Origin of the sequence: Teredinibacter sp. KSP-S5-2 (assembly GCF_032773895.1) — a bacterium.
In the GTDB taxonomy this organism is placed as follows: domain Bacteria; phylum Pseudomonadota; class Gammaproteobacteria; order Pseudomonadales; family Cellvibrionaceae.
In genome coordinates, this window is the sequence record NZ_CP120416.1 from 4,259,627 (window position 1) to 4,283,000 (window position 23,374).

General features: G+C 43.0%; 11 protein-coding genes and 24 tRNA genes. 33 read left to right on the top strand and 2 right to left on the bottom strand.

From position 1 onward, the window contains the following. Positions 1 to 1,044: 1,044 nt before the first annotated feature. From P5V12_RS18130 to P5V12_RS18285, 32 genes are all read left to right on the top strand, one after another. A tRNA-Met gene (locus tag P5V12_RS18130) sits at positions 1,045 to 1,169 on the top strand. A gap of 704 nt (positions 1,170 to 1,873) precedes the next feature. Then, a tRNA-OTHER gene (locus P5V12_RS18135) sits at positions 1,874 to 1,962 on the top strand. A gap of 1 nt (position 1,963) precedes the next feature. Further along, positions 1,964 to 2,038: transfer RNA gene (locus P5V12_RS18140), tRNA-Glu, on the top strand. Between the two features lie 306 nt (positions 2,039 to 2,344). After that, positions 2,345 to 2,419 (top strand) — tRNA-Trp (locus tag P5V12_RS18145). A gap of 183 nt (positions 2,420 to 2,602) precedes the next feature. Next, a tRNA-Phe gene (locus P5V12_RS18150) sits at positions 2,603 to 2,678 on the top strand. An 8-nt stretch (positions 2,679 to 2,686) separates the two neighbouring features. Next, positions 2,687 to 2,762, top strand: a tRNA-Asn gene (locus P5V12_RS18155). Positions 2,763 to 2,767: 5 nt separating this feature from the next. Continuing rightward, positions 2,768 to 2,855 (top strand) — tRNA-Tyr (locus P5V12_RS18160). Positions 2,856 to 2,863: 8 nt separating this feature from the next. Next, positions 2,864 to 2,954: transfer RNA gene (locus P5V12_RS18165), tRNA-Ser, on the top strand. 8 nt (positions 2,955 to 2,962) lie between these two features. Further along, positions 2,963 to 3,052, top strand: a tRNA-Ser gene (locus P5V12_RS18170). Positions 3,053 to 3,065: 13 nt separating this feature from the next. Further along, positions 3,066 to 3,143: transfer RNA gene (locus tag P5V12_RS18175), tRNA-Leu, on the top strand. A 23-nt stretch (positions 3,144 to 3,166) separates the two neighbouring features. Then, a tRNA-Leu gene (locus P5V12_RS18180) sits at positions 3,167 to 3,243 on the top strand. Positions 3,244 to 3,253: 10 nt separating this feature from the next. Then, positions 3,254 to 3,330 (top strand) — tRNA-Leu (locus P5V12_RS18185). 5 nt (positions 3,331 to 3,335) lie between these two features. Beyond that, a tRNA-Met gene (locus tag P5V12_RS18190) sits at positions 3,336 to 3,411 on the top strand. 8 nt (positions 3,412 to 3,419) lie between these two features. Beyond that, a tRNA-Gln gene (locus tag P5V12_RS18195) sits at positions 3,420 to 3,494 on the top strand. A gap of 9 nt (positions 3,495 to 3,503) precedes the next feature. Further along, positions 3,504 to 3,579, top strand: a tRNA-Cys gene (locus P5V12_RS18200). An 8-nt stretch (positions 3,580 to 3,587) separates the two neighbouring features. Next, a tRNA-Ala gene (locus tag P5V12_RS18205) sits at positions 3,588 to 3,664 on the top strand. A gap of 856 nt (positions 3,665 to 4,520) precedes the next feature. Further along, positions 4,521 to 4,599: transfer RNA gene (locus tag P5V12_RS18210), tRNA-Asp, on the top strand. A gap of 15 nt (positions 4,600 to 4,614) precedes the next feature. Beyond that, a tRNA-Pro gene (locus tag P5V12_RS18215) sits at positions 4,615 to 4,692 on the top strand. A gap of 180 nt (positions 4,693 to 4,872) precedes the next feature. Next, positions 4,873 to 4,947: transfer RNA gene (locus tag P5V12_RS18220), tRNA-Lys, on the top strand. Between the two features lie 6 nt (positions 4,948 to 4,953). Then, positions 4,954 to 5,029, top strand: a tRNA-Val gene (locus tag P5V12_RS18225). Between the two features lie 204 nt (positions 5,030 to 5,233). Continuing rightward, positions 5,234 to 5,309, top strand: a tRNA-Arg gene (locus tag P5V12_RS18230). 14 nt (positions 5,310 to 5,323) lie between these two features. Then, positions 5,324 to 5,395, top strand: a tRNA-Lys gene (locus tag P5V12_RS18235). A gap of 258 nt (positions 5,396 to 5,653) precedes the next feature. Next, positions 5,654 to 5,728: transfer RNA gene (locus P5V12_RS18240), tRNA-His, on the top strand. 32 nt (positions 5,729 to 5,760) lie between these two features. After that, positions 5,761 to 6,054, top strand: coding sequence for a hypothetical protein (locus P5V12_RS18245; RefSeq protein ID WP_316954510.1), 294 nt, complete (start codon positions 5,761 to 5,763; stop codon positions 6,052 to 6,054). A gap of 69 nt (positions 6,055 to 6,123) precedes the next feature. Continuing rightward, the gene (locus tag P5V12_RS18250; RefSeq protein ID WP_316954511.1) at positions 6,124 to 6,678 is read left to right on the top strand and encodes an HNH endonuclease; all 555 of its coding nucleotides are present in this window, start codon (positions 6,124 to 6,126) and stop codon (positions 6,676 to 6,678) included. Positions 6,679 to 6,810: 132 nt separating this feature from the next. After that, positions 6,811 to 6,887, top strand: a tRNA-Ile gene (locus tag P5V12_RS18255). 360 nt (positions 6,888 to 7,247) lie between these two features. Next, a complete protein-coding gene (locus P5V12_RS18260) occupies positions 7,248 to 8,405 on the top strand; it encodes a slipin family protein (protein ID WP_316954512.1) in 1,158 nt (385 codons plus the stop codon). 785 nt (positions 8,406 to 9,190) lie between these two features. Further along, positions 9,191 to 12,184: a cellulose-binding domain-containing protein gene (locus P5V12_RS18265; protein ID WP_316954513.1), complete on the top strand. Its 2,994-nt coding sequence runs from the start codon at positions 9,191 to 9,193 to the stop codon at positions 12,182 to 12,184. A gap of 684 nt (positions 12,185 to 12,868) precedes the next feature. After that, on the top strand, positions 12,869 to 14,887 hold the full coding sequence (locus tag P5V12_RS18270) for a VIT and VWA domain-containing protein (protein WP_316954514.1): 2,019 nt from the start codon (positions 12,869 to 12,871) through the stop codon (positions 14,885 to 14,887). 4 nt (positions 14,888 to 14,891) lie between these two features. Then, positions 14,892 to 15,560 carry a rhombosortase gene (rrtA, locus tag P5V12_RS18275; RefSeq protein WP_316954515.1) on the top strand — a complete coding sequence of 223 codons (669 nt, stop codon included), beginning with the start codon at positions 14,892 to 14,894 and terminating at the stop codon, positions 15,558 to 15,560. 369 nt (positions 15,561 to 15,929) lie between these two features. Then, positions 15,930 to 17,963, top strand: a complete 2,034-nt coding sequence (locus P5V12_RS18280; protein WP_316954516.1) for a DUF3857 domain-containing protein — start codon at positions 15,930 to 15,932, stop codon at positions 17,961 to 17,963. Then, positions 17,956 to 19,077 carry a hypothetical protein gene (locus tag P5V12_RS18285; RefSeq protein ID WP_316954517.1) on the top strand — a complete coding sequence of 374 codons (1,122 nt, stop codon included), beginning with the start codon at positions 17,956 to 17,958 and terminating at the stop codon, positions 19,075 to 19,077. Before P5V12_RS18280 ends, P5V12_RS18285 begins: the two co-directional genes overlap by 8 nt. A 167-nt stretch (positions 19,078 to 19,244) precedes the next feature. Here P5V12_RS18285 and P5V12_RS18290 read toward each other — a convergent pair whose 3' ends face one another. Both P5V12_RS18290 and P5V12_RS18295 read right to left on the bottom strand, forming a co-directional pair. Beyond that, complete coding sequence (locus P5V12_RS18290) at positions 19,245 to 19,694, bottom strand: hypothetical protein (protein ID WP_316954518.1); 450 nt, start codon at positions 19,692 to 19,694, stop codon at positions 19,245 to 19,247. 2 nt (positions 19,695 to 19,696) lie between these two features. Then, the gene (locus P5V12_RS18295; RefSeq protein WP_316954519.1) at positions 19,697 to 20,506 is read right to left on the bottom strand and encodes a TIGR04255 family protein; all 810 of its coding nucleotides are present in this window, start codon (positions 20,504 to 20,506) and stop codon (positions 19,697 to 19,699) included. 873 nt (positions 20,507 to 21,379) lie between these two features. On the opposite strand from P5V12_RS18295, the gene P5V12_RS18300 reads away from it, so the two are divergent. After that, complete coding sequence (locus P5V12_RS18300; protein ID WP_316954520.1) at positions 21,380 to 23,371, top strand: TonB-dependent receptor; 1,992 nt, start codon at positions 21,380 to 21,382, stop codon at positions 23,369 to 23,371. Positions 23,372 to 23,374 lie beyond the last annotated feature (3 nt).

Sequence of the window (23,374 nt, forward strand, 5' to 3'; positions counted from 1 at the left end):
AGTGAATATGTAAAAACGACCAGCTCTTTTTGTTTGTGCTCTCCCCAGATAACAAAATCGTGTGAAACGATTTCTTAAATACTTCTGCGCGGAACAGCACTTTCCTTTATCCAATTTGGTCAAGGTTTCAACATGACCAATCGTTACACTTCGTGGCACCCAATCGCTTTTTAGATAGCAGATATGCTTATATTCACAATCAAAACCAAAAAGTTGATCCCGCGTTAGCTCATCGACATCTGAATTTAGCTATTCGATTTTTCGTGCTCCTCATAGCATGCTTTAGGAATTGGTCATTGGCTACGCGCTGACAGGAAAGTGTATTCCCCTATGCCCTCTAAAAACCTTAAGGTTGTGGAATCTGGCAGTAGTAATGACTCATGCCTCACAGGAGTAAATTAGAGATCTTTGATACCAGACAAGGGCAAGATGATTGCTAACACCTGGATACATAATTAATTGAATGATAGAAAAATTGATTCCTACTAATTCAATATCTCATACGATATAAGCTACCAACAATGAGAACACCCAAACCACGATTTAAAACAGGTTTTTTTACTTTTGTTTTTGGGCACATTGATCTAAGAAACAAAATTTCATGAGAAATCAATTGATTTTCACATTAAGACGCTTATAATTCGCGCAACTAACATATTTGGTAGAACAATGATTCACTTATATTCGAAGCAGAGTAGTTTTATTACGCGGGAATCCAGAGCGATATGTAATGCTCATGGAGATCTGCCACGTCCATACGTTGCCTGCTAGACAAAGATTCTGGTAGGCGATTTGCCTTCCAGCTTCAGTTTAAGTAAATCAAACAGAAAACCCGGAAGGCGAAAAACGCTTTTCGGGTTTTTTTTCGCCTGAAAAAAATTTGTATGGAACAAATTAATGAATGCTCTCCTTGGCATTCACCCTTTGGGTAGCATTCGCTATTCAATTTTGTTCCAGACAAAATGGTTTGGCGCAGGAACGCAGTGACGGCGAGCACAGCCCGAACACCAGGATGGAGTGAGTCAATTGTAAGTAAGAGTTTAAGGGCCGTTAGTTCACCGAGCTTGCTCCATACTAGCCTCGGCATACACTCCATCCATGGAGATAAACGGTTAGAACGCTGGCTTCATAGGCCAGTTACGAGAGTTCGACTCTCTCACGGCCCACCAATTTTATTAATACAAGAGGAAAAACAAATTTATTTTATATGAGGCTTAGAACGTTTTTTTATAGATGAATAGTGTGATCTAACCGGTAGGGAAATTTTGAGTTGTTATCAATTTTTCTCCGATAACCCCTTCCCAAAATATTGCGATTTTAAGCGATAGGGAATATCTCACCCTAAAGAAAATATAAGCCATATAACTTTCTGAAATACAGCGAAAAATTGACCATAAATTAAGTTTGCAAAGAAAAAAACCAACGCGTATCGTTTAAAACAGATTCGCAACACGAACAAAAAACATTAAGTAAAAAATTATGAACTTTAACTATCAACAACATAACAAGCATTTTTATTTATCGGCCTGGTATACGCCATCCAAAAGTACAAGCGGGCTCCGTAGTGGGATAGAGAACACCTGCGTGATGAATGATAGTGACAACTTAATGTAAACAGTTTTTCTTTAACGGAAGGCTGTGCCTTCCGGTGAACACGAAAACCCCGGTTGGCAACAATCGGGGTTTTTTAGTTTCTGGACGAACTGTATGCCATGAAGGGCAGAACGTCTGAAAACAGCAATTACCTCGATAAAAGCTTTGTTTCCTGCAATAGGAATTGCCAAGCGTGCAGAGGACGCACGGAAACAAAAATTTTAGGTGCGATACCCACCGACACGGTATCAGTTATTTAACAATTTGGTCGCTTTAATTTCGGCACTGGACTTAACGACAAAGCTCACTCCCCTTTTTATTTATGGAAAGCGGGTGCAGATGTTGGTTTGAATCCAACTGTGCCGACCAAGTTCCCGTGGTCTAACGGTGAAGACACCTGGCTTTCAACCAGGAAACGGCGGTTCGATTCCGCTCGGGAACACCATTTTAATTGGGCATGCAGGCGAGAATGGAGAACCACTACCAAAAACGTTAGGTTAAGGGTAGCCGGGTAAAACCGGAGGTTACTGAAATAAGCAATTACGCATGGTTGAGGATGCAGGCTCGATGCTCTACGGCGGGTGTCAGCTGGCGCGCGTTATCCAAGTAATTCGCTTTGCTGAAAGTAATGCTTCAGTTGTTTCCTTTCGCGGGTTCGAAAAAACGCTTGGAGCGTTTTGAGCTGAACTTCACCCGAAGGGAAAAGTACAGGACGTACTTTTGCTTATCCCGTCATGTCCACCAATTTGATACGTCAGTGGCAGAGAGGTAATGCACTGGTCTCCAAAACCAGTTTACGTAGGCTCGAATCCTACCTGGCGTGCCAAAAAATTTAAGGCGAAGTAGTGAAGCAGTCATCACGCGGGATGGGTTACCTACATCCATGTAGGTAATTTGCTTCGCAAACTTCTAGGCGATGCCTAATTTTGTTCCACACAAAATAGTCATAAGTCCAAGAACGTCTGTGCCCTTTTGATTAAAACAGATGGGGCCTCCGCAACCATTTTTCGTAGAGATAGCTCAAATGGCGAGAGCGCCTGGTTGAAGCCCAGGAGATCCCGGTTCAATTCCAGTTCTCTACACCAATTTTGATTGCTACGTAGCTTAACTGGTAAAGCGCCCGGCTGTTAACCGGGAAGATCTAGGTTCGAAGCCAAGCGTAGTAGCCAAATATGGGGATGCACAGAAGAGATGCGGCGACTCTAGCGGACTGTAAATTCGTGGCGAAAGCTTTGGTGGTTCGACTCCACCCATCCTCACCAAATTAAATAGAAGCGTGGCCGAGCGGTGAAGGCACCGGTTTGCTAAACCGGCAAGTAATAACAATTGCTTCAAGAGTTCGAATCTCTTCGCTTCTGCCAAACATATTGGAAGGTACGGTCCAATGGCGGGCAACCGGTCTTGAAAACCGGCGAGCTGTAGAGATATGGCTGGGGTTCGACTCCTCTACCTTCCTCCAATTATTGAACAAAGCGTTGGTGGTGGAATTGGCATACACAGCAGGTTTAAGCCCTGTTACTTTGAGGGTTCGACTCCCTCCCAACGCACCAAATTGTAAAAGTAACCATTTAATGGCCAGCTGATGGAATTGGCATACATGCATGTTTTAGAAACATGATTTTCCGAGTTCGAGTCTCGGGCTGGCTACCAATTTAAAAAAGCAGGTGTGGCGCAATTGGCAGACGCGCTGGATTCAAATCCCAGATGTTGTGAGTTCGACTCTCACCTCCTGCACCAAACAACTTGGAGTAGTTTAAACGGAAAAATACGAATTTCATAAATTCGATGTTGGTGGTTCAAGTCCACCCTCCACGACCAGATAAAAAAGCAGTGTGGTGTAACTGGCAACACACGTGACTTTGACTCACGTATTTCAGGTTCGAATCCTGGCACTGCTGCCAATTTAAAATGCACGAGTGGCAGAGAGACGATGCGCGGGATTGCAAACCCCGTTTTACGCCGGTTTAAATCCGGCCTCGTGCTCCAAATATTATGGGCCGGTAGCTAAATTGGGAGAGCATCTGTTTTGCAAACAGAAGGTTGCGAGTTCGATTCTCGTCCAGGTCCACCAATTTTCGCTTTTAGGGTATGGCCTAGATAGCGCAATGTAAGTTGTTTAAAGGGGGGACGCCTACGTAACCCCGCCAGAGCAATCTGGTCAATCCATGCAAGCCGAGCCTACGGGTCTTCAACTCAAGGTTGGAGATACCAGGAATGATGTAGAGCGTTTGAATCAGTTTATGCACCTTCGGGGAATGCAGGCTGATAAATCAGCAAGTGGTGTTGGATCACGCTCATACCAGTACATTTACCTGGAATAGGCGAAGGGTAGTGCAAAGGTACGATTCACAAGAAAGTGCGTTTGTGCAGTTGAAAAGTTTCGGGAGAAATCACCGACACTTTGAAAACCGTCGAGTAAGCGGTAGCTGAAAGACATGTGGCGAGTGGCATTTGGTCTGTCAAAAGCAGGCGAAACCACAGGACGTGCTCGCCGCAGTAGGTTGAGAAATTAGCTCATTTGGTTAGAGCGATTAACTTTTAATCAATAGGTAATCGGTTCAACTCCGGTATTTCAAATATGAAAAATGCAAAGACACGTCCGGTGTTTTGTGAAAATGACTTAAGGCCTTGCTACGTAAGTAGAACAAGGCTGATCAACTGGTCGCAAGCTGGAAGATCATCTGTCACAAGGTGCACGTTGGTTGGCAAACCTTCAGAGCTCGCAAGGCTCGCGGTAACCGAAGGGCAGAATAGCAAAACGCGACAGGTGTAACGCCACACCTAAAAAAAGGCAGCCATGTCGAATTACTTGGGTGTTCCTCGGGAAGCTTAAGTGGGCAAGGAATTAACGATTGCCGGCAAAGCAATCGGTACGGTTCCGAAAGGTTCGATACCAACGCTGTAATCTCAAGCGTTTCTTTTTAAATGGCTCATTAGCATAGTCAGGCCGAATGCGCTCGGTTGTCAGCCGAGAGATCACCGGTTCGAATCCGGTATGAGCCGCCAAAGATTTTATTTTTTCGGAATATAGCTCAGTTTGCGGAGAGCACTTGGTTTGGGACCAAGGGGTCGTAGGTTCGAATCCTACTATTCCGACCAATTTAGCGCGGTGTTGACAGATTTTTGCTCCTGCAAAATCTGCATACCACACATCCATGTGTCTAACCGAATGTAGGGTTCGACAAATTTGAAGGATCAAATTTGGTTGCCGCAAGGCAATCTCGAAGAGACGATATGCATGGACGCATATCGCAACTCCCTTACACCGCTCCAATTAATTGGAGGTTGGCTTAGCGGCTGAGCACCGGACTTTTAATCCGGCATAGATGGGTTCGACTCCCATACCTCCGACCAAAAAAATGGCGTTTAGCTCAATCGGGAGAGCACCGGTTTTACACACCGGGGGTAGTTGGTTCGAAACCGACAACGTCAACCAAATTTTGCCCATGTAGCTTAAATGGCGGCAGATATTTGCTCCTGCAATATCTGCATTTCCGCCATCCATGGCGGTCAAAGCAGCTGAACCTGTTCGGTTCGATTAATTTGTCAGGAACAAATTAAGGCGCCCTTTAGGGCGGTTACGAAGTAACTGTATTACAGGGATGTAAAACACCATTCCTGACCATGGGCTCCAACTTTTACTCGATTAGTTTAACCGAAGAAAACGCTGGTCTACGAAACCGGAGCTGGAGGTTTGAGTCCTCCATCGAGTGCCAAATTTATTTCTATTCCGCTCGTGGCGTAACGGCAGCACATCGGCCTTTTAAGTCGATAGGTGTAGGTTCGAATCCTGCCGGGCGGACAATTTTCATTGCTCCCGTAGCTTAATGAACGGAGCGCCGGGTTTGTGATTTACATCCATGTAAATCATCACTACGTGAACGCCTAACGGCGTCTTAATTTTCTCCCGGAAAATTAGTCGAAACCGAACGGTGATTGGTTTGACAAATTTGTCTGGAACAAATTTGGGATGCGCGTAGCGCAGGTCGCGCAGCGACTTTGTACATGGAAGTACAAACCAATCCGACCGGGAGTTCCATTAACCACAGAGCCTTTTGGGGTGTCCTTAGCATAATGGCAGTGCCTTTGGTTGTGAGCCAAATCAGTACGGGTTCGAGTCCCGAAGGACACCCCAAAGGGCTTTGTAACTAAACAAGGAGAGGAACAATGCGTTTAGCAGTGTCTAAAGCAGGTTTTTATCAAGCTGATTTCTATTGTTCCGATAGTCGATCAGCAAAGAAAATATTGAATGAACGACAAGTGTCGATTGTAGCAATTGATTTTTATCTAGTTGGTCGCGACACAGGATGCGATTTTTTACGCTGGGGATTAACCAAGAACTTATTACCAAGTTTTGTTGTTATTACTGAGCGTGATCGTAATAAACGCATTCAATTAGCAAACACGTTATGCAGTGGCGGGTATCGCTCTGCTGACAACACAACATTTATCAAACACTAGTGTCTTCGTAGCTTAATGGAGGAGCCATACATATGGAGCGACCAATTTGTTTTTTGGGGGAGAAAGGTGATGGCACGTATTCTTAGATTAGATTTATCAGGCGTTCCGACTCATTGGTTGAGTCGAGAACAAGCCGCGATGTTGTACGCTAAAAATCTCGTAGTTTGGGGGATTGGCGACAGAGCTTTGATAATTCACGGTGGCGTGAATCGCCAAGGTGTTCAGTCTTCATTTGAAATGTCGCCGGTTATTGCTACGCGAGGAGAAATGTTTTTACGCGGTCAACTTCGATCAATTTCAAATAGGTTGTTGTTTCGTCGTGATAACCACCACTGCTTGTACTGTGGTCATCCATTTGACACCGCGTATTTAACCCGCGATCACGTTACTCCACGGGGGCAAGGCGGGAAAGATACTTGGGAGAATGTTGTTACCGCATGCAAACGCTGCAACCACAGTAAAGGTAACAGGACTCCGGAGCAAGCGGGTATGGCGCTTTTAGCAGTTCCATTTGTTCCCAACATTTACGAGCGGATGTACTTATCACAGCACGTAGTACTGAAGGATCAAATGAATTATTTGGAAAAGCAATTTTCCGGAAAAAGAATTTGGGGGCCGGCGTAAGAGATTACGGCGCTTTCCATACAGAAGTTTATATCTATGTTGAGAGTTAGCGGTACTGGTTCTGTACACCAGGCTGGCGCAGCGTTGCTGACGTACTGCGTACCAATTCAAAAGCAAGATTAAACTACCACGGTTTTTGTAGCTCATGTGGGTAGAGCAATAGACTCATAATCTATCGGTAGCGGGTTCAAATCCCGTCAAAAACACCAAGTCGCTGAAAACGACTCTTAAGGTAACGGTCGAGAGACCTGAGGTTCGAATCCTCTCAAGATTCAGGTTCTTGTATAAAAATCTACTAGAGGCTCATGGTTTTGATTTAGGCATGGAGATTTATCTCAACGGAAAAATCAAAGCGCCGAGGCATCAGCCGATTCAGGTGGGTCGGATATTTACGATAAACACATCAAGGGTACTTATTGGTGTTTGCTTTAGGTTTTATAGGGAAATAAGACTTTCAGCGAATGACATAAGTCCTCCTCTGATCTGGATTCCTAACTACCCCAAGCCTGACTCCCCTGATGCCAAGGGTGAGCCTCACCAATTAACCATAATAGGCAAAAGGAGGAAGTATGTTCTTTTGGAAAGAAATTGATATTGCCGACAATGAGCGGGTATTACTGTTCGATCGAGACAGGTTGCAAAAAGTACTTAGTCCTGGTCGACACACATTATTTACATTCGGTAAGAAATACACCGTTGAGAAGTACGATATTACAAAGGTATTTTTTGATCACCCTCGGCTGAAGTTCTTAATCCGACAGTACGAAGATGTCTTAAAAGATTATATTGACGTATATGAACTGGGTGACCAAGAAGTCGGTGTAATTTATCGAGACAACAAAGTTTCGGATATTCTGCCTCCCGGTAATCTTTTAGTTGCTTGGAAGAGTACCGAAGAAGTACGTGTTGAAATAACAGACATTTCTGTTAATTATGAAATCAATCCGGATTTGGTTGCTCTTTTAGGTCGAGGGCTGAAAATTGGTACAAGTCGCAACGTGGACAACGCAGTGAGCTATGCTGAAGTACCAGACGAACATGTGGGTTTACTACAGGTTAACGGTAAATTGGAAAAGGTATTGGAGTCCGGTTCTTACGGTTTTTGGAAATACAACCGTTCTGTTTCTGTAAAACTGTTGGATTTACGCTTGCAAACCATTGATGTAAGTGGGCAGGAAATTCTTACCAAAGACCGTGTGAGTTTGCGTATTAACTTATCCGCAAGCTACAAGCTGACAGATGCCGAAACCGTAGCTCGCAAACTAAAGGACTATGCGAACTTTTTGTATCTTGAACTTCAACTTCGATTACGAGAAGCAGTGGGCACAAAACTACTCGATGAATTATTAGAAGATAAGGATGCCCTAAACTCAGTAATCGCAAATGGAGTGAAAGATAAGCTGAACGAGTATGGTATTCAGTTACTAAGCGTTGGTGTGAAAGACATCATCTTACCTGGTGACATGAAGCAAATCCTTAACCAGGTGGTTGAAGCTCAAAAGGAAGCTGAAGCCAACTTGATCAAACGCCGAGAGGAAACTCAAGCGATGCGATCACTGCATAACACAGCAAAGGTGATGGAAAACAACCCAGTACTATTGCGTTTGAAAGAGCTGGAAGCTCTTGAAAGAATCACCACTAAAATCGATAAGATTACAGTTTACGGTGGTTTAGATGGTGTTATGAATAACTTGGTTAGCCTGATGCCATCAAGTTCCAACAAATAACGTTCTCCCCAACATGGGGAGAACCTCCAGATATCATATAGAAACCTTATATTTATTTCGCATAATTCAAGCAGCCACCTAATACCACTCTACAACTTCATTTCAAACTATAGTACCAACACCTGACCAACTAATGATTTAATGGACACTTTATTTTTTCATACCTTTTTATTCCTAATCACAATAGCTTTTCTAATTTTCACGATATTTACGCAGGAGAAAAGTGTGGGTTTCATTCAAAAAATTATCAAAATTTTTAGAAGAATTATTGTGTCTTTTTCATAAAACAACGAAAAATTTTTAATAAATAGTTTAAAACTCAACACTCCCCGGAGATACCCAAAGGAGAATAAATCCGCATTTTTGAGACTGTCTGGCGTTTTTAGACCTAAATATCGGTATTGCGAATAGGTATTTGATAAAAAAGCACGGTTATTATTTAACGTTAAGTAATTGATTTCTATGGACTTAATATTTTCAGGATAGCTATTAATAAAACCCTGCAGGGTTGCTATTCAAAAATGATACAAAACAAAGTAACCTATTCGCTGGGCTAATTAACCATGGCCGCATTGCAAACACGGTCACATGATAGTGAAGTTTGGTGGCTTGTAGGCAGCGCGCAAGTTGTCTTAGTATTCTAACGCATGTTTTAATTGCCTCCCTTCGGCTATGCCGAGGGCACAATAACTCTAATAATAATTTGATCTCCATAAGCAATAGCCGCGGGTAATCACCCAAATCTTTCTCATATTGTTCTTGGAGTCTTCTTACGGAGAATAGCTATGTCTATTTCAAAGCAGTCCAAGCTACTGTTGGCAGTACCCCTGACGCTAGGCAGTCTGTTCGCAGTCAGTGCTCAAGCGCAGACAGCGAACTGTCAAGCAAATGTTTATCCTGATTGGCCCCAGCTAGACTGGAAAGGTGACCCTAGCCACGCCTCTGGAGGCGATGTTATGGTTCATAACAGTGCAGCGTACAAGGCGAATTGGTGGACCCAATCTGTTCCAGGTAGCGATGGTTCCTGGACATTTTTGGAAGATTGTAACTCCTCATCTTCAAGCAGTTCATCTTCCAGCTCATCCAGCAGCTCGAGCTCTTCATCCAGCTCATCAAGTAGCTCTAGCTCGTCATCCAGCTCTTCCAGCAGCTCAAGCTCTTCAAGCAGTTCGTCTGGCGGCGGTAGTTGTCCTACATACGTTGAGGGAACGGCTTATCAAGCGGGTGATAAAGTAACTAATGCCGGTGGCGCTTACGAGTGTATCGTAGCTGGATGGTGTGAAACCGGTGGAGCATACGCTCCTGGCGAAGGCTGGGCATGGGAATACGCTTGGAAAACCACCACTGATTGTGGCAGTTCCTCAAGCAGTTCATCTTCCAGCTCTTCAAGCAGCTCAAGCTCATCTTCAAGCTCCAGCTCTTCAAGTAGCTCTAGCTCGTCTTCAAGCAGCAGCTCTTCAAGTTCATCTAGCAGTTCCAGCTCATCTTCAAGCTCCAGCAGCTCGTCTTCTTCTAGCGGCGGTAGCGTAGATGAACTATGTAAAGACTTTAATGTTTACCCAAATTGGACTCAAGGCACGTTCGCCAACGCAGGCGACATCATGGTGTATGACAACATAGCTTATTCAGCTAAGTACTACACTGCGACGATTCCTGGCAGTGATGATTCTTGGAACCATCACCTGAACTGTGATGGTACATTACCAGGTGCAGCGCCGCTTCTGTCTATGCGTAACCCTAAAGACCCGGTTAGCTTGAAAGTACCTGGTTGGCCCAACTACGTTGTTGCAGCAACAGCAGCTTCTGCAACTCAAGTTGTTGATGTCACAGCTTCTGTATCAAGCACTTCTAGCGTTACAGCATTGACCGGCGCATTTGAAGCAGCTATCGCAGCAGCTCAAACAGCTGGCACTAAAACAGTGGTTATCGGCGGTGACTTGCTAGACTCAATCGTTGCTGACAAAGGCGCATCTTTAGGCACTATTGACGTTCAAACAGCTTTGGCTTCAGCAACAGCTCAAATTAACGCTGCTGACATTAATGCTCTTTCTAACGATGCAAAAGGTGTAGTACAAGCGTACAACTTAATCTTCAATCAATTAGCACCAAACGCTGTATTCGGTTGGGAATTAACTATTGGCAGCTTCGCTAACCAATCCCACACTGGCTACCGTAGTGTATGGAACGCAGCTTCTAAAGCGGCTTCAGACGCTTTGTATAAGTTCGAACTTTACCGTGGTAACAACGCTGCCGACATCGTGGCCTTCGCCAAGACAACCGCTACTGCTGCTCTAACAGCTGATCAGTGGGACAACGGTTTACGCTTCGTTAAGCAAGTTTCTGACTTTGTTGAAAAGCCAGCCTTGTTGTCGGTACCTACTGCACAAGCCGGTACTTACTTCTTAGGTGCAACTTCTGCTGAGCGTAAAATGCGTCATGCGGCTTACCACAACGTATTCGCAGTATTGTTTGATAGTGAAAGCACTGATCTAAACAGCAAGATTGCTGATTATGCCACTGCCACTATTCCTCTTTACTACGAAGGTAACGGTATTGGTACTAGTGCGTTGACTTCAGTTGCTTCATTGAACTCTGACCTTCTCGGCGCAGAAACAGCAATGAACAACGAAGCCTTCTTGTATGAATTACCAGCGGGTAACCAATACGCACCTTCTACTGTGTATAAGTGGGCCGACTACTTGCAAGGCCTAAGCTCAATGCACAATGTGGGTATTGCAGGCAAAAAACTGTGGTTGTTCGACGATGATCCAAGCGTAGACGATGCTACCAAGGCCAAGTATGCCAAAGTCGCTATCGCCGCGTTCTTGGCACAAAGTATGAAAGAGACCATTCGTTACAATGCTTGTGATGAAAACAACTGGTCCATCAATACTGGTGACCCAGTGAACTACCCATTAAGCTCATCTTGTGGTCAGTTGCAACAAGACTACGCTAGCTATGGTGTAAACCCTGTAACAGGTGCAGACCATCCTTACTCTTGTCCTCGCGCGCCGAAGATGGAAGTAATGGCAACTACACACGCAGGTTGGTATGGTGCTCCGGCTCCACTATTCGCTGCTCCAGACTCAGTACTTCAAGAAGCTGGTATCTTGGTAAATGGTTCCGTAGGTTACTGGAACTATGGTGGCGGACACTGCGCTAACCCACCTGAGCGTATCGACACTTCCAAGCAACCTTGGGAGCGTAACGAGTGTCAGGTTTACGTTGGTCAAAAATCTGGTCAGTTTGTTCACAACGGTGCTGCCGGTAAGTCTGTAGAAGGCTGTGGCTGGTGGGGTCGTGGTGTAATTCAAACGACTGGTCGTCAAAACTTCGGTACGTTGAACCACTTCATCGGTCGAAGCCATGTTGACCCTGCAACTGTTGGCACTGTAGTTGAAGGTATTAACGTTGCGGCTGCGCCAGCAGATCCGTTGTACGCTGACCTTGACTTCTGTTCTAACCCTCAGTTTGTTTGTACTTCAGAGGAACACCCAGAACTTAAGTGGATTGCAGGTCTGTTCTACTGGGTTAACGATGTACAGGGCTACAACATGGACAGCGGTCCATACGCAAGCTGGGATTACGTAACAGAGCTTAAAGCGTATGTTGACGGTGGCATGGTAGGCACAGGCTTCATCGATGACATCTCTGGTATCGTGAACCGTGGCTGTCCAGACTCAACGTGTCCAATCAGTGGCGCTGTTGATGGTATCAAAGACCGTTCTGACAACTTCTTCCTAGTGTTGCAGAAGTTAGGTCTTAATGTAACGCCATAATCAATCAACTCTGGCTAAGCGCTATATAGTTCAAAGCCAGCGTTAATTTAGAATCAAAACCCATCAGCTTCTGATGGGTTTTTTTATTTGAGGTTTCATGTATTTTTGCTCGCATGATATAGACATCTATTGGGTGGGCAGAACACAAAAATTCACTCACAAATGAGTATTGTCGTTTAATCTCTTTCGCGATTCAGACTGAAGAGAAGCTCGACGAGCTTCAACACTAAGAAGTTCAAACAAGAAAAGCCCTACCGCAAACTTATCGCAAATCCCTTAACTTATTTAGCGTAAAGATTGCCTTTTACTCTATTAATATGTACAAAATTCTACGATCTTTCCCTTTTATTTAAGTGTATCTGTTTAATAGGCTGCCCACGTTTGATCAAATCCTCTCATGACATGCATCGATTTAATGGCAAGTCATATTTTGACAAAGCGCTTGCTCCACAACACACTGAATGAGTGATTAAGGACCCAGCCCCCTATCTTCGGTAAGATGCATATCTCTCGGAAGCCGTACTTCGTGGAGAACCTCCCAACACATGGAAGTATCACATCCCAAACCAGCAAGTAGCGTTATATGCAACTCCTTTGATACCGCTTTTCAACCTCCCCCACCACAACCACACTGCCTCATAACAACTTTGTGAGTTTCTATTTCCAACCCAAAAGGAAGTTATCATGAGAGGCATTAATCTATTCAAGTTACTCTGCATCGCAGTTCCCATTGTGGTCAGCCCTATCGTCAGCGCAGCAGGACTAATGAAGCCAGCAAACAGCGGTTTGCCCGATTTGGAAATCCGTGAACATCATGTTGATGTGGTAATTGAAGACGGGTATGCCACCACATCTGTCGAGCAAGTATTTCATAACCCCAATAATTCAGACCTTGAAGCCATTTATTCTTTCCCCGTACCGGAATCCGCCGCGGTAGGAGAATTTATTTACTGGATTAACGACCAACCAGTAATTGGTGAAGTAGTTGAAAAGGAAAAAGCCAGGAAAATTTATGAACAAGAAAAAGCCGCTGGTCGAAATACAGCACTAGCGGAAAAAGATAAGTATAAAACCTTTGATATAAGTGTTTATCCGGTTAAAGCCCAATCGGATGTCAAAATTCGACTGGTTTATATTCAACCATCTTACGTTGATACCGGTATTGGTCGCTATGTGTACCCTCTGGAAGAAGGCGGAGTGGATGAAGAAAAGATCGCATTTTGGTCACGCAATGAGGTGGTGACGGAAAAATTTAGTTTTAATTTGCGTTTTCGATCCAGCTACCCTATTGACGCACTGCGCCTACCCAAACATCCAAATGCAAGCATTCAGCAATTATCGCAAGACGAATGGGCTGTTAAGTTAGTAAATTCAAATAATCAGGAAGAAGGTGGCAATACACCAAATGTGATTACGCTTTCTCAGGATATTGTTGTTTACTGGCGTCACCAAGAAGGCCTGTCGGCAAGCCTGGACTTAGTTACTTACAAATCCGATGAAAATGAACGCGGTACATTTATGCTAACGCTAACACCCGGTGATGATTTAGGAAAAATTACCCAGGGCAGCGATTGGGTATTTGTTTTGGACATTTCCGGCTCCATGCAAGGTAAGTACGCCACATTAGTGGAGGGCGTTCGACAGGGATTAGGGAAATTACGACCAGAAGATCGGTTTAAAGTTGTTTTATTTAATGATCACTCAATCGATCTTACAGCAGGGTTCTTAAGCGTCTCCCAAGCCAATGTCGGTGCTGTTTTACATCAGCTTGAAAATTACAACATTGGCGGTGGTACCAACCTGTATTCCAGTTTGGAAATGGGCCTGAAAGGCATTGATGCCGACCGTCCCGCAGGCATTGTGTTAGTCACCGATGGCGTGGCGAATGTCGGCAATACAGAGAAGACCGTTTTCTTAAAATTATTGCAAAACTACGATGTTCGTTTATTTACCTTTATTATGGGTAATAGTGCCAACCGCCCTCTGCTAACTGAAATGACTGAAGTTTCTAGCGGTTTCGCCATTTCCGTTTCTAACTCCGATGATATTGTCGGTCAAATTATTTTGGCCACCAGCAAATTAACCCACCAAGCCTTCAGAGATGTTGAGTTGGATATCGACGGCGTAAGAGTTAAAAACCTTACACCCGAAAAAATTGGCAGTATTTATCGGGGAGAACAGCTCACTGTCTTTGGTCACTATTGGAAACCAGGTAAGGCCAATATCGTATTAAAAGCAAAAGTGGGCGGCCAGGAAAAAACCTATCGCACAACTGTCGATTTTCCCGAGGTATCTCAGCGTAACCCAGAGATTGAGCGCTTATGGGCATTTGCCTCCATTGAGAACCTACAATCAAAACTGGATTATTTCGGTGCGGATAAAGATGTTGAACAAGCCATTACTGATATCGCAGTGGAATACGGCTTGGTAACGGATTACACATCCATGATCGTTGTAGAAGAGGAAGTATTTCAGGCTCTGAATATTGATAGAAACAACAAACGTCGCGTAGAGGCAGAGCAAAAGGCTCGCGAAGATCGAAAAGTACAACCCGTTAAAAGTAACCGTGCTGACGAACAGCAACCCATGTTTAATAAACCTCGACCGTCTATGGGTGGTTCCGGCGCAGTAAATCCGGCATGGGTATTCATTATTTTCACTATGATGATGTTACCTATTTTGCGAAAACGCTTTCAAAGGTAGCCCCATGAATACTATTAACAGCCTCCTTAACCTTCACCACAAAACTTCCTACCTTTTCGGTAGGGAGTTAGTTGCATTTTTAAAAGTTACAACGGTAATTACATTTTTAGTCGCCCTATGCCAACTCAATTTCGAAGGTTTTGTTTTTGATAGAACTGCAATTACGGATGGAGAATATTGGCGACTGGTGACATGCCACTTCACCCATAGTTCATTTAGCCATGGATTCTGGGACGTACTGGCACTTGCAGGAAGTATAGTGTGGCTAGCGCGATACTCACCAAGAATGATCATCCCCGCTGTAGTATCAGGTATCGTTGCTGTCAGTTTCTTACTGCTTTCCAAGGTATCACCACTTGAGTATTACTGTGGTTTATCTGGAATACTATTTTCGCCATTAATTGTCGCAGCCTACATTCACCTTAAACACCACAAAGGCTTTACAGGAATAGCGCCGTTTATAGTTATTTCGACAAAATTAATGGTTGATTTGATTTCTCAAAACACCATGTTTGTTCACAGCGATTGGTACGCCTACCCCGAGTCACACTTGGCTGGCGCCATGGCGGGTGCAATCATTATTTACAGCGACAAGTGTATCGAAGTATTAAAAAACAGGACTCAACGTAAGAATTATTTTGCTATTTTAGCTCGCCAAAAAGGAGGTAGATAGAAAAGCAGTTATTAACCCAGGATTATTATTGTTTTTAATAGCCAGCCTCTACAAATCAGCCAAATAAAACATTTTTCGGGACAATGATTCATTGCTCAGGTGCCAGAATATCCTGAGTCATTTGTCAGTAAGCAAGAGTTTGGGGCCATTAATTCACCGAACTTGTTCAACACAAGATTCAGCCCCCGCCCCATCGGAACACGAAATCTAATCCCATAAACCAGAATCCTCTTCAACAGCCACCCCAAAACCTTTTCTATTTCCAATCAGCAACTGGCATAATACCTAAACGACCAGGTTGCCTCCTGAGAAGACCACTACAACGCCGATTGAAGGGAGGTTATAAAAACATCAATACAGGAGTTTCAAATGTACCACAGTCAAAACATATATTGTTTGAGTGTAAGAGCAATAATCATAACCATAACGTTATTCATCTGTGAAAGCCTCCATGCGGAATCAGAGCACCCCGGATATAGTATTTCTCCTCCTGAAAACTGGGTTAAAGAACAAGCACTGCCGCAAACAAGAGCAAACTCACCTACACAGTCAGAACAATATCTGTTAATAGATCGTCAATTCAACCTAACGAATAGCACACAGAAACGCTACTATAGGTCGGTATCAAAGCCTTTAACAACTGATGGACTGACAGACGCATCTCAGATCAAAGTTGTATACAATGAAAATTATGAAACCGTTACTTTCCACAAAATAGTGCTTATTCGAAACAATAAAGAGCGAGACATCTTAAATAAAGCATCACCGAGATTTCTTCAACAGGAACCAGAAAGTGACAACTTAATTCATACTGGATTAACCACCGTATTATTCAATATTCCAGACGTTAGAAAAGGAGATATCATTGATGTTTCCTATACTTTTCAAGGTTTCAACCCCGTACTGGGATCTAAACCCTTCGGCACAATTCAATTATCGTGGGACGTTTCCGTTGATAATTTATCCATTCGATTAATCAGTGATAGCGCTCTAAAAACAAAACTATTCAACACTTCGATACAGCTTAAAACAATTAACAATAAGTCTACCGTTGAGCATATATATACGGATAAGGATACCACTCCAGTCCAACACCAAGGTGACTATCCCCACGGGGTAAGCCCATATGGCAAACTTCAGTACTCAGGCTATAGAAATTGGGCAGAAGTCAGTAGCTGGGCTAACGAGGTGTACTCAGACATAAATACCACGATAGCAGTAAAGCAAATATCCAAACAGCTAAGCCAGACAAGCAAGTCGACCGAGGACTATATACTCAACTCAATTTCTTTCGTACAAGAAGAGATTCGCTATCTAGGCTTAGAACTTAACGAGAATACCCATCTCCCTCGCAACTCTGACGATATAATTCAAACTCGCTATGGGGACTGTAAGGATAAAGCCTCATTAATATATCTACTACTCAAAGAAAAGAATATCGAATCCTATCCCGCATTAGTTAACACTCAAGCCAGGTCAACCATCAAAGATTATCTTCCAAGTCCCGGCGCATTTGATCACGTGATAAATAAAATTATTTTTCAGGACAAGGAATATTGGGTTGACGGAACTAGAACTTATCAGGGACACTCTTTAGACAAAAGAGGCAAAACCGACTATGGTTATAGTCTACTGATACGCAGCCACATTAACAACCTCGTTCAGATGTACACCTCCCCCCCAGTAATATCACACATTAAAATAATGGAAAGCTTCAACATTGAAAGTTTTTCCAAACCCATAGTGTATGAGGTAAAAACCGAATATTCTGGCTCAGACGCAGAACATCAAAGATACAGATTTTCAAACAAATCTTTGGAAAAAATTGCAAGCGACTATCTAAACTTCTACAACAATTATTACAAGGATATACAACAAACAAGAAACATAGAAGTTTACGATGATATAAGAAAAAACACATTCACAACGATAGAGAAGTATAAAATTAAATCTTTACTAAGCAAGGAAGGAGATTACTACAAGATACCCATCAACATAACATTCTTTGAAGATTATTTAGTAAAACCAAAATCAAACAAAAGATCGCTACCGCAACGTCTTGGACCCAATGTATCTATTGAAAACAGTTTCACCATTATATTTCCGGAGGAAATATATTTAAACCTCGACACATCCACGCATTCGATAAATAGCAACGGCTATGAATACTCATACACCGACAAATATCAAAGCAAAAAATACGTTCACACAGCAAAACTGGATATAAAATCCAATCAAATTACGCCCAACGAATTAGATCAATACATTAAGAATAGAGAAAGGTTAGTAGATAATTGGTATTTTACAATAAACTTCAAAAACCCTTCCGCATATATGGGCTATAGAGAAATAATTAAACTTAAAAACAGACTAAATGAACTAAAAGGGTTTTATAATGATTAGAATCTCTTTGTATCTAATAGCAACTACCCTAATCATTTCTGCATGCAGTGAAAACAAACCTATTACCCCGTCAGAAAGCCGAGACCTTAGCATCTCTCCTTACCTGACTTTTTGCGACTCCCTAGCTAATAGCCTGTCGAACAATGAAACCAGCATCATAAGCAAAAATTTAAATAACCGAATAATAATAAGAAATTCATTATTAGGTATAGATATTCCTCAGGAATACAAATCTGAATACTCTTCTGCTTTCAAATCAAAAATTCCAGAGATTGCCTTAGAGTTAGAAAACAGCATAAAAGGCATGGGATACTGGTATACCCTTACAGCGCAAAACGAGAAAAACTGTTATATGCATAGCAGTCTAACGGAGCGAGGTTTATATATCATTGGATTTCGGCTATCCAACACAAATAACACTGTTGAAATAATTGATTGGGAAGACTACTCATCCAGCATAAAGGCATCTGATTCAATAAGATCCGTCATCAAGGACGTTACACATTATGAAAAAACGTATGGAGAAGTTTCCAAGTTCAATAGTTTTTCTACAGCGATCAACCAAAACAATCCGGCAACTGCATGGCGAATAATTAAATCAATGCCGGAAGAAATAAGAAATAATAGAACCTACACTTATCGAATTTTAACTCTTATTAATGAGAACCATCCCATTTACCAGGAAGTCATGAAGACTTATGAAAAGCTTGTATCAAAGGAGGATCGCGGCCTTATATTCTACGATTATTATTTATCCAAAAATGACTTAAATGGTGCTCTCAATGTCGTATCCAACATAGAAAGGAAGACATCTAACGACGCACTTTTTGAGCTAATGAGAGCAAGCGCCTACTTAAACACCGGCAATAAGAAACAATTCCTTTCAAAAATGGCAGAGACCATAGATGAAGGAGAGACATATGAGGACGCCTACCTCATGTTAATGGACTTTTTTATAAACGAAAAATTATACAAAGAAGCAACTATGTCCATGGATATACTAGAAAAAGCTCACGGCTATGAATTTACTCGAGATATATTTTTAGGACAAGCAGAGTACGAAGATTTTGCCAAAAGCGAAACCTTTAACTCATGGTACAAAAGCAAACGCTAAACGACAAACCATTAGAGAATAGAAAGTGCTGCCAGCTTAAATGAACTTAGACAGCAATTAAAATCTATAAGCCGAAGCACTTCTAGCATATCTATAAAATGAAAAATGAGCTATTCGCCAACACGCCTAAACTATAGAAAATCAAAGTTGCTCGCCAGCTAAAATAATTAACACAACTGACGAATACATTCCTCAACCGAGGAAAAATCATTGCTTAAGTGTGTTTTCTTTTCTTCATCAGAAGCGAGATCAACGTAACTAAAATTCACATCATTTGGTCGAACGATTTGTAATTTCAGAATTACCCTGTCACACCCCCATTGAAAACAAACATCACCAAACTCGCCTACGCTAACTTCAGGCTCAGGCGTATCCGTGTCTGCAACTCGATGCAGAACATTCAATGCAAAACTCGCTGTTACAGGTGGTACAGGTTTAGTACCAGACATCCTATTATCGGGTTTGACACTAATGATGCGCTCTAATGTCTTAACGGTTTTGGCAAACTGATCCGCTCTTGGTTTAATTTTTGGAGGTTTTCTATCATCCTGCGGGAATTGATAATGCTCTGGAAAAGACGCGTGTTCTGCGTAAGTAATAGCACTAGGGAAGGACATGATTATTTTCTTTCCCATCGTTTATGTGCAACCTCTGTTGTGACCGAGGCAAAAGTTCGAACTATTTCGTTTCTCGCGTTATATAAAAACCAGATTGCCGACTCCATCTTTTCCGTTTCCGGCGCGCCTCTTACGGTAATTTTCAACTCAATACTTGTTTGGGAATCGGAAGGAGAGATTACATTCCTGCATTCAACGATACATCGACCACTTGGTGCTCCATCTTCTCGACGAATCACTCTGGCAGATGAAAAAGAAAAGTTTTCAAAATCAGCCCCATTAAGGGAGATTAGCTTAATCCATTCCTCGGGCAATTCAGGTGCATTACGTCCCAAAGGAATCAGATTGATATAGGTTGCTTCACATTGGGTCAAATGCAGGCTACCTTCACCAAAGGATGAGCAATACAAGTCTTCCAGTAATCTTAACTCACGCTCATACTTTTCAATAATGGACTCAAATCTTGGGTACCGTCCTTCTTTTGACGGCACTTTTCTCCAGTTATGCAATAACCGATCGGACTGAAATTGAATCAGGTCTTTTGAGTCTTCTGAGATAAACCAATAGCGATCGTGAGTGACGTCCCCCTGAAGAGAAATGTCTCGTTCAGCCATGGAACGCGAGCCAAAAGTTTCAAATGTTGGAGGAATTGGCTCCACTTGATTCAATATCGGGTATTCACGTCGATATAGATCCCAAACATCCTTTGCGTATATTTGAGAATACTTTTCCGGCGGAACAAATTGAACACCTAACGCGACTTCGCTGAGTGGAGGGTTCTCAAAATCCGGTAAATCAAAAGGCCTTTCCATCGTTATTCTTTTCTTTTAGGAATAAATTATAAGAATAGCTGATATTACCAAAAGTCGCATAGAGTGCACGCCTATATAATTCACTCATTCTAAGCACACTATTCGGCCATATTGCTTTTTTATACCGATGTTTTTTACACCATTTCTATAGATTCTGTATCTTCTGTCAGGGAATCCTTGCAGGACGGGTAAAGCCTCACCAAATCACTGGGTTTTGCATATCAAATGATAACGCTTAGTATTCACGCCAAGCTTCGTTTTACCCACTTATAACCTTGGCGAACAGCACACATTATTGAAACTCTGGCGTAAAAAACCGAATGAACTTTACCCTGTACCTAATGTAGAATTCGGCATCTTTTACACAAACTCTGCCCTAGTGAAACGGGATGAGATTAACATCCCCAAATAGGTGCATTTTTATGCTTTTTGATATTTCACTTTCATGCGAATACAAAATCGGAATTTGGGCATATATTTATAACTGATTACCTAGCGCCAAAAACATAAGACACATGCTGACCAATCAGATACCCAAACACTAAGCTTATATGAAATTCCAGCACAAGTTCATCGAATGCACTGTAAAAAAGTTATAACTGGCCGCGACAGGGAAAATAGACAAGTGGCACTGGACGGCAAAATAATAAGGAAAAAAGCGGCAAAAAGAGACGTCATGAGCAACTAAAATATTAAGATGAATCGGAATCGGATGTAGACATAACGATATACATTTATAAAAATAACCCACTAGTTGATTTCGATGTCACTTATTAAAAAAAGAATGATCTAGTCGCAGTTTTTCTATAGTTTTGTCGCATTTTATGCGCATCTCTAGCTCAGAATATGACAATAATAAATTGGATGTACGGAATGAAGAAATCGTTGACGATGCTGGTGTTGCCCTCGCTAGTATGTATTGGTGTCGAGGCACAAGAAGCTACCGGAGATCAGAACGAGTTAAGAGTCGAGACTGTTCCCGTAATAGGCAGAGAAACCAAGCAGGAGACGAGCTTTACCAGTTTGCCCCTTGCAACCAGCGTTATTGACCAAACCCAACTGAAAGATATCAAATTACAGCAACCCATTGAGCTTCTGCAACGCATCAGTGGCATCAGTATGGCGCGTAATATACGTATCCCCATTAGCGACAAAAGCTATACCGTAGCCCAGGTGGACGGCCTGGCTCTTGGTAGCCCTTACAGCAGCTCCATGTCCGACATTCGTGACATTAACCCTCGCAATATCGAACGGATTGAGGTTGTAAAAGGATTAGGCTCAGCGATTCACTCAAGCAATGCTTTTGGTGGCACCATTAACGTAATTACCAAACAACCCTCTGAGGAGCACGAACGCTACCTCGATATTGAACAGGGGAACTACGACCGCACTCGCCTTGGTTTTCAGGCCTCAGGCCAGTTTGGCCAGCATGGTTATTTCTTTGATGCCAGTCGACAGCGCATGAAAGGCTACCGTGACGAATACCGCGACGAAGCAGACCAGGTTAGCGGTAAAGGCTTTTTCCAGCTTTCAGGCAGCAACCATTTGACGCTCGGGGCGGAAATGATTAACCGTAGCGAACGCTTCCCTGGAGAACTCACGGAAGAGGAGTATCAACAAGACACAAAGCAAGTGGGTGATAGCCTGGGTTCAAATGAGGAAGTCGAGAGCCGGATGATCATTCTGTCCGACACACACCAGTTTAATGAACAAAGCCAATTGCAGTTCAGCAGTGTTTACCTCCGGGAGAAAGCGGAAGGCATAAATTACAACACAGGCCCCACAGACTCTGTCCGTGACGACAGCGAAAGCAAGCTGACATATCGCCATCAGTTTGCTCCCCTGCAGGGGCAGCTGTTAATGGGCGCGTCTTATATATATGGTCGCAGCGATTTTACTCGCTACATTGCACGTAATGGACAGATCAATTGGCAAGACCCCATGTCCGACAGCATCAGCCATACCAATATCGAAGCACTCTTCGCGGAATATTCGCTTACACCCGTATCCCCTCTGGAATTAAGGTTCGGAGTAAGGCGTGAAAACGTTGTTCTGGACACATATAACAAATTGAACAACGAAGAATTTGAAGCAAATTTCGCCAGCACAGACCCTCGTTTAGGTGCGGTATGGAGCATATCGGACCAGCATCGTATTTGGCTTAGCTACAGCGAAGGGTTTTTCGCCCCAAACACTCGTCAGCTATATTCTGATATAACCGCAAACCCCGATTTAAAGCCAGAACGTTTAACAAGTCACGAATTTGGCTTTAGCGGTCACTGGGAACAACAACTACACTATTCATTGTCATATTACGAGTCCGATATTGAAGACTTCATTGTGGTAGAGAACTTTGTTGACGAAGATCGTCAGCCCTATCGTCGATATAGCAACGCAGGCCTTGTGGAAACATCAGGCATCGAGCTGGATTTTAGCTATCAAATTACGCCTTGGTTAGCGGCGGCCGCGGCTTATACCCACAGCGATAACCGCTACGGTCAATATATCAACGCCTATACTCGTCAAGACTTAAGTGGAAACACACTAAGTCGCTCGCCAGACCATCATTTAAACCTGCGCTTGGCAGTTACCCCCATCGAGGGGTTGAAAGTGGAATTCGAATGGGACGCCATCAGCGAATATTACACATCTGACGATAACGATGCCGACCCTGCCGGAGCATTTGAGCGTGACGGGATACTTCATGTACGCGCCAGCTACGATATGGGCAATATTAGTCTGTGGCTCCACGGCCTGAATTTGACGGACACGCTGGAAGACGATGTCCTCTATTCTCGCGGAGAACGCTATTACGAAATCACTAACGATACGGTTATTTACGCCGGCGTTAGTTTTCAATTTTAATGA

What these genes read in the sequence shown, in the direction of transcription:
- P5V12_RS18245 (WP_316954510.1), top strand. Translation starts at nt 5,761, where the DNA reads ATGCGTTTAGCAGTGTCTAAAGCAGGTTTTTATCAAGCTGATTTCTAT.
- P5V12_RS18250 (WP_316954511.1), top strand. Translation starts at nt 6,124, where the DNA reads ATGGCACGTATTCTTAGATTAGATTTATCAGGCGTTCCGACTCATTGG.
- P5V12_RS18260 (WP_316954512.1), top strand. Translation starts at nt 7,248, where the DNA reads ATGTTCTTTTGGAAAGAAATTGATATTGCCGACAATGAGCGGGTATTA.
- P5V12_RS18265 (WP_316954513.1), top strand. Translation starts at nt 9,191, where the DNA reads ATGTCTATTTCAAAGCAGTCCAAGCTACTGTTGGCAGTACCCCTGACG.
- P5V12_RS18270 (WP_316954514.1), top strand. Translation starts at nt 12,869, where the DNA reads ATGAGAGGCATTAATCTATTCAAGTTACTCTGCATCGCAGTTCCCATT.
- rrtA (WP_316954515.1), top strand. Translation starts at nt 14,892, where the DNA reads ATGAATACTATTAACAGCCTCCTTAACCTTCACCACAAAACTTCCTAC.
- P5V12_RS18280 (WP_316954516.1), top strand. Translation starts at nt 15,930, where the DNA reads ATGTACCACAGTCAAAACATATATTGTTTGAGTGTAAGAGCAATAATC.
- P5V12_RS18285 (WP_316954517.1), top strand. Translation starts at nt 17,956, where the DNA reads ATGATTAGAATCTCTTTGTATCTAATAGCAACTACCCTAATCATTTCT.
- P5V12_RS18290 (WP_316954518.1), bottom strand. Translation starts at nt 19,694, where the DNA reads ATGTCCTTCCCTAGTGCTATTACTTACGCAGAACACGCGTCTTTTCCA.
- P5V12_RS18295 (WP_316954519.1), bottom strand. Translation starts at nt 20,506, where the DNA reads ATGGAAAGGCCTTTTGATTTACCGGATTTTGAGAACCCTCCACTCAGC.
- P5V12_RS18300 (WP_316954520.1), top strand. Translation starts at nt 21,380, where the DNA reads ATGAAGAAATCGTTGACGATGCTGGTGTTGCCCTCGCTAGTATGTATT.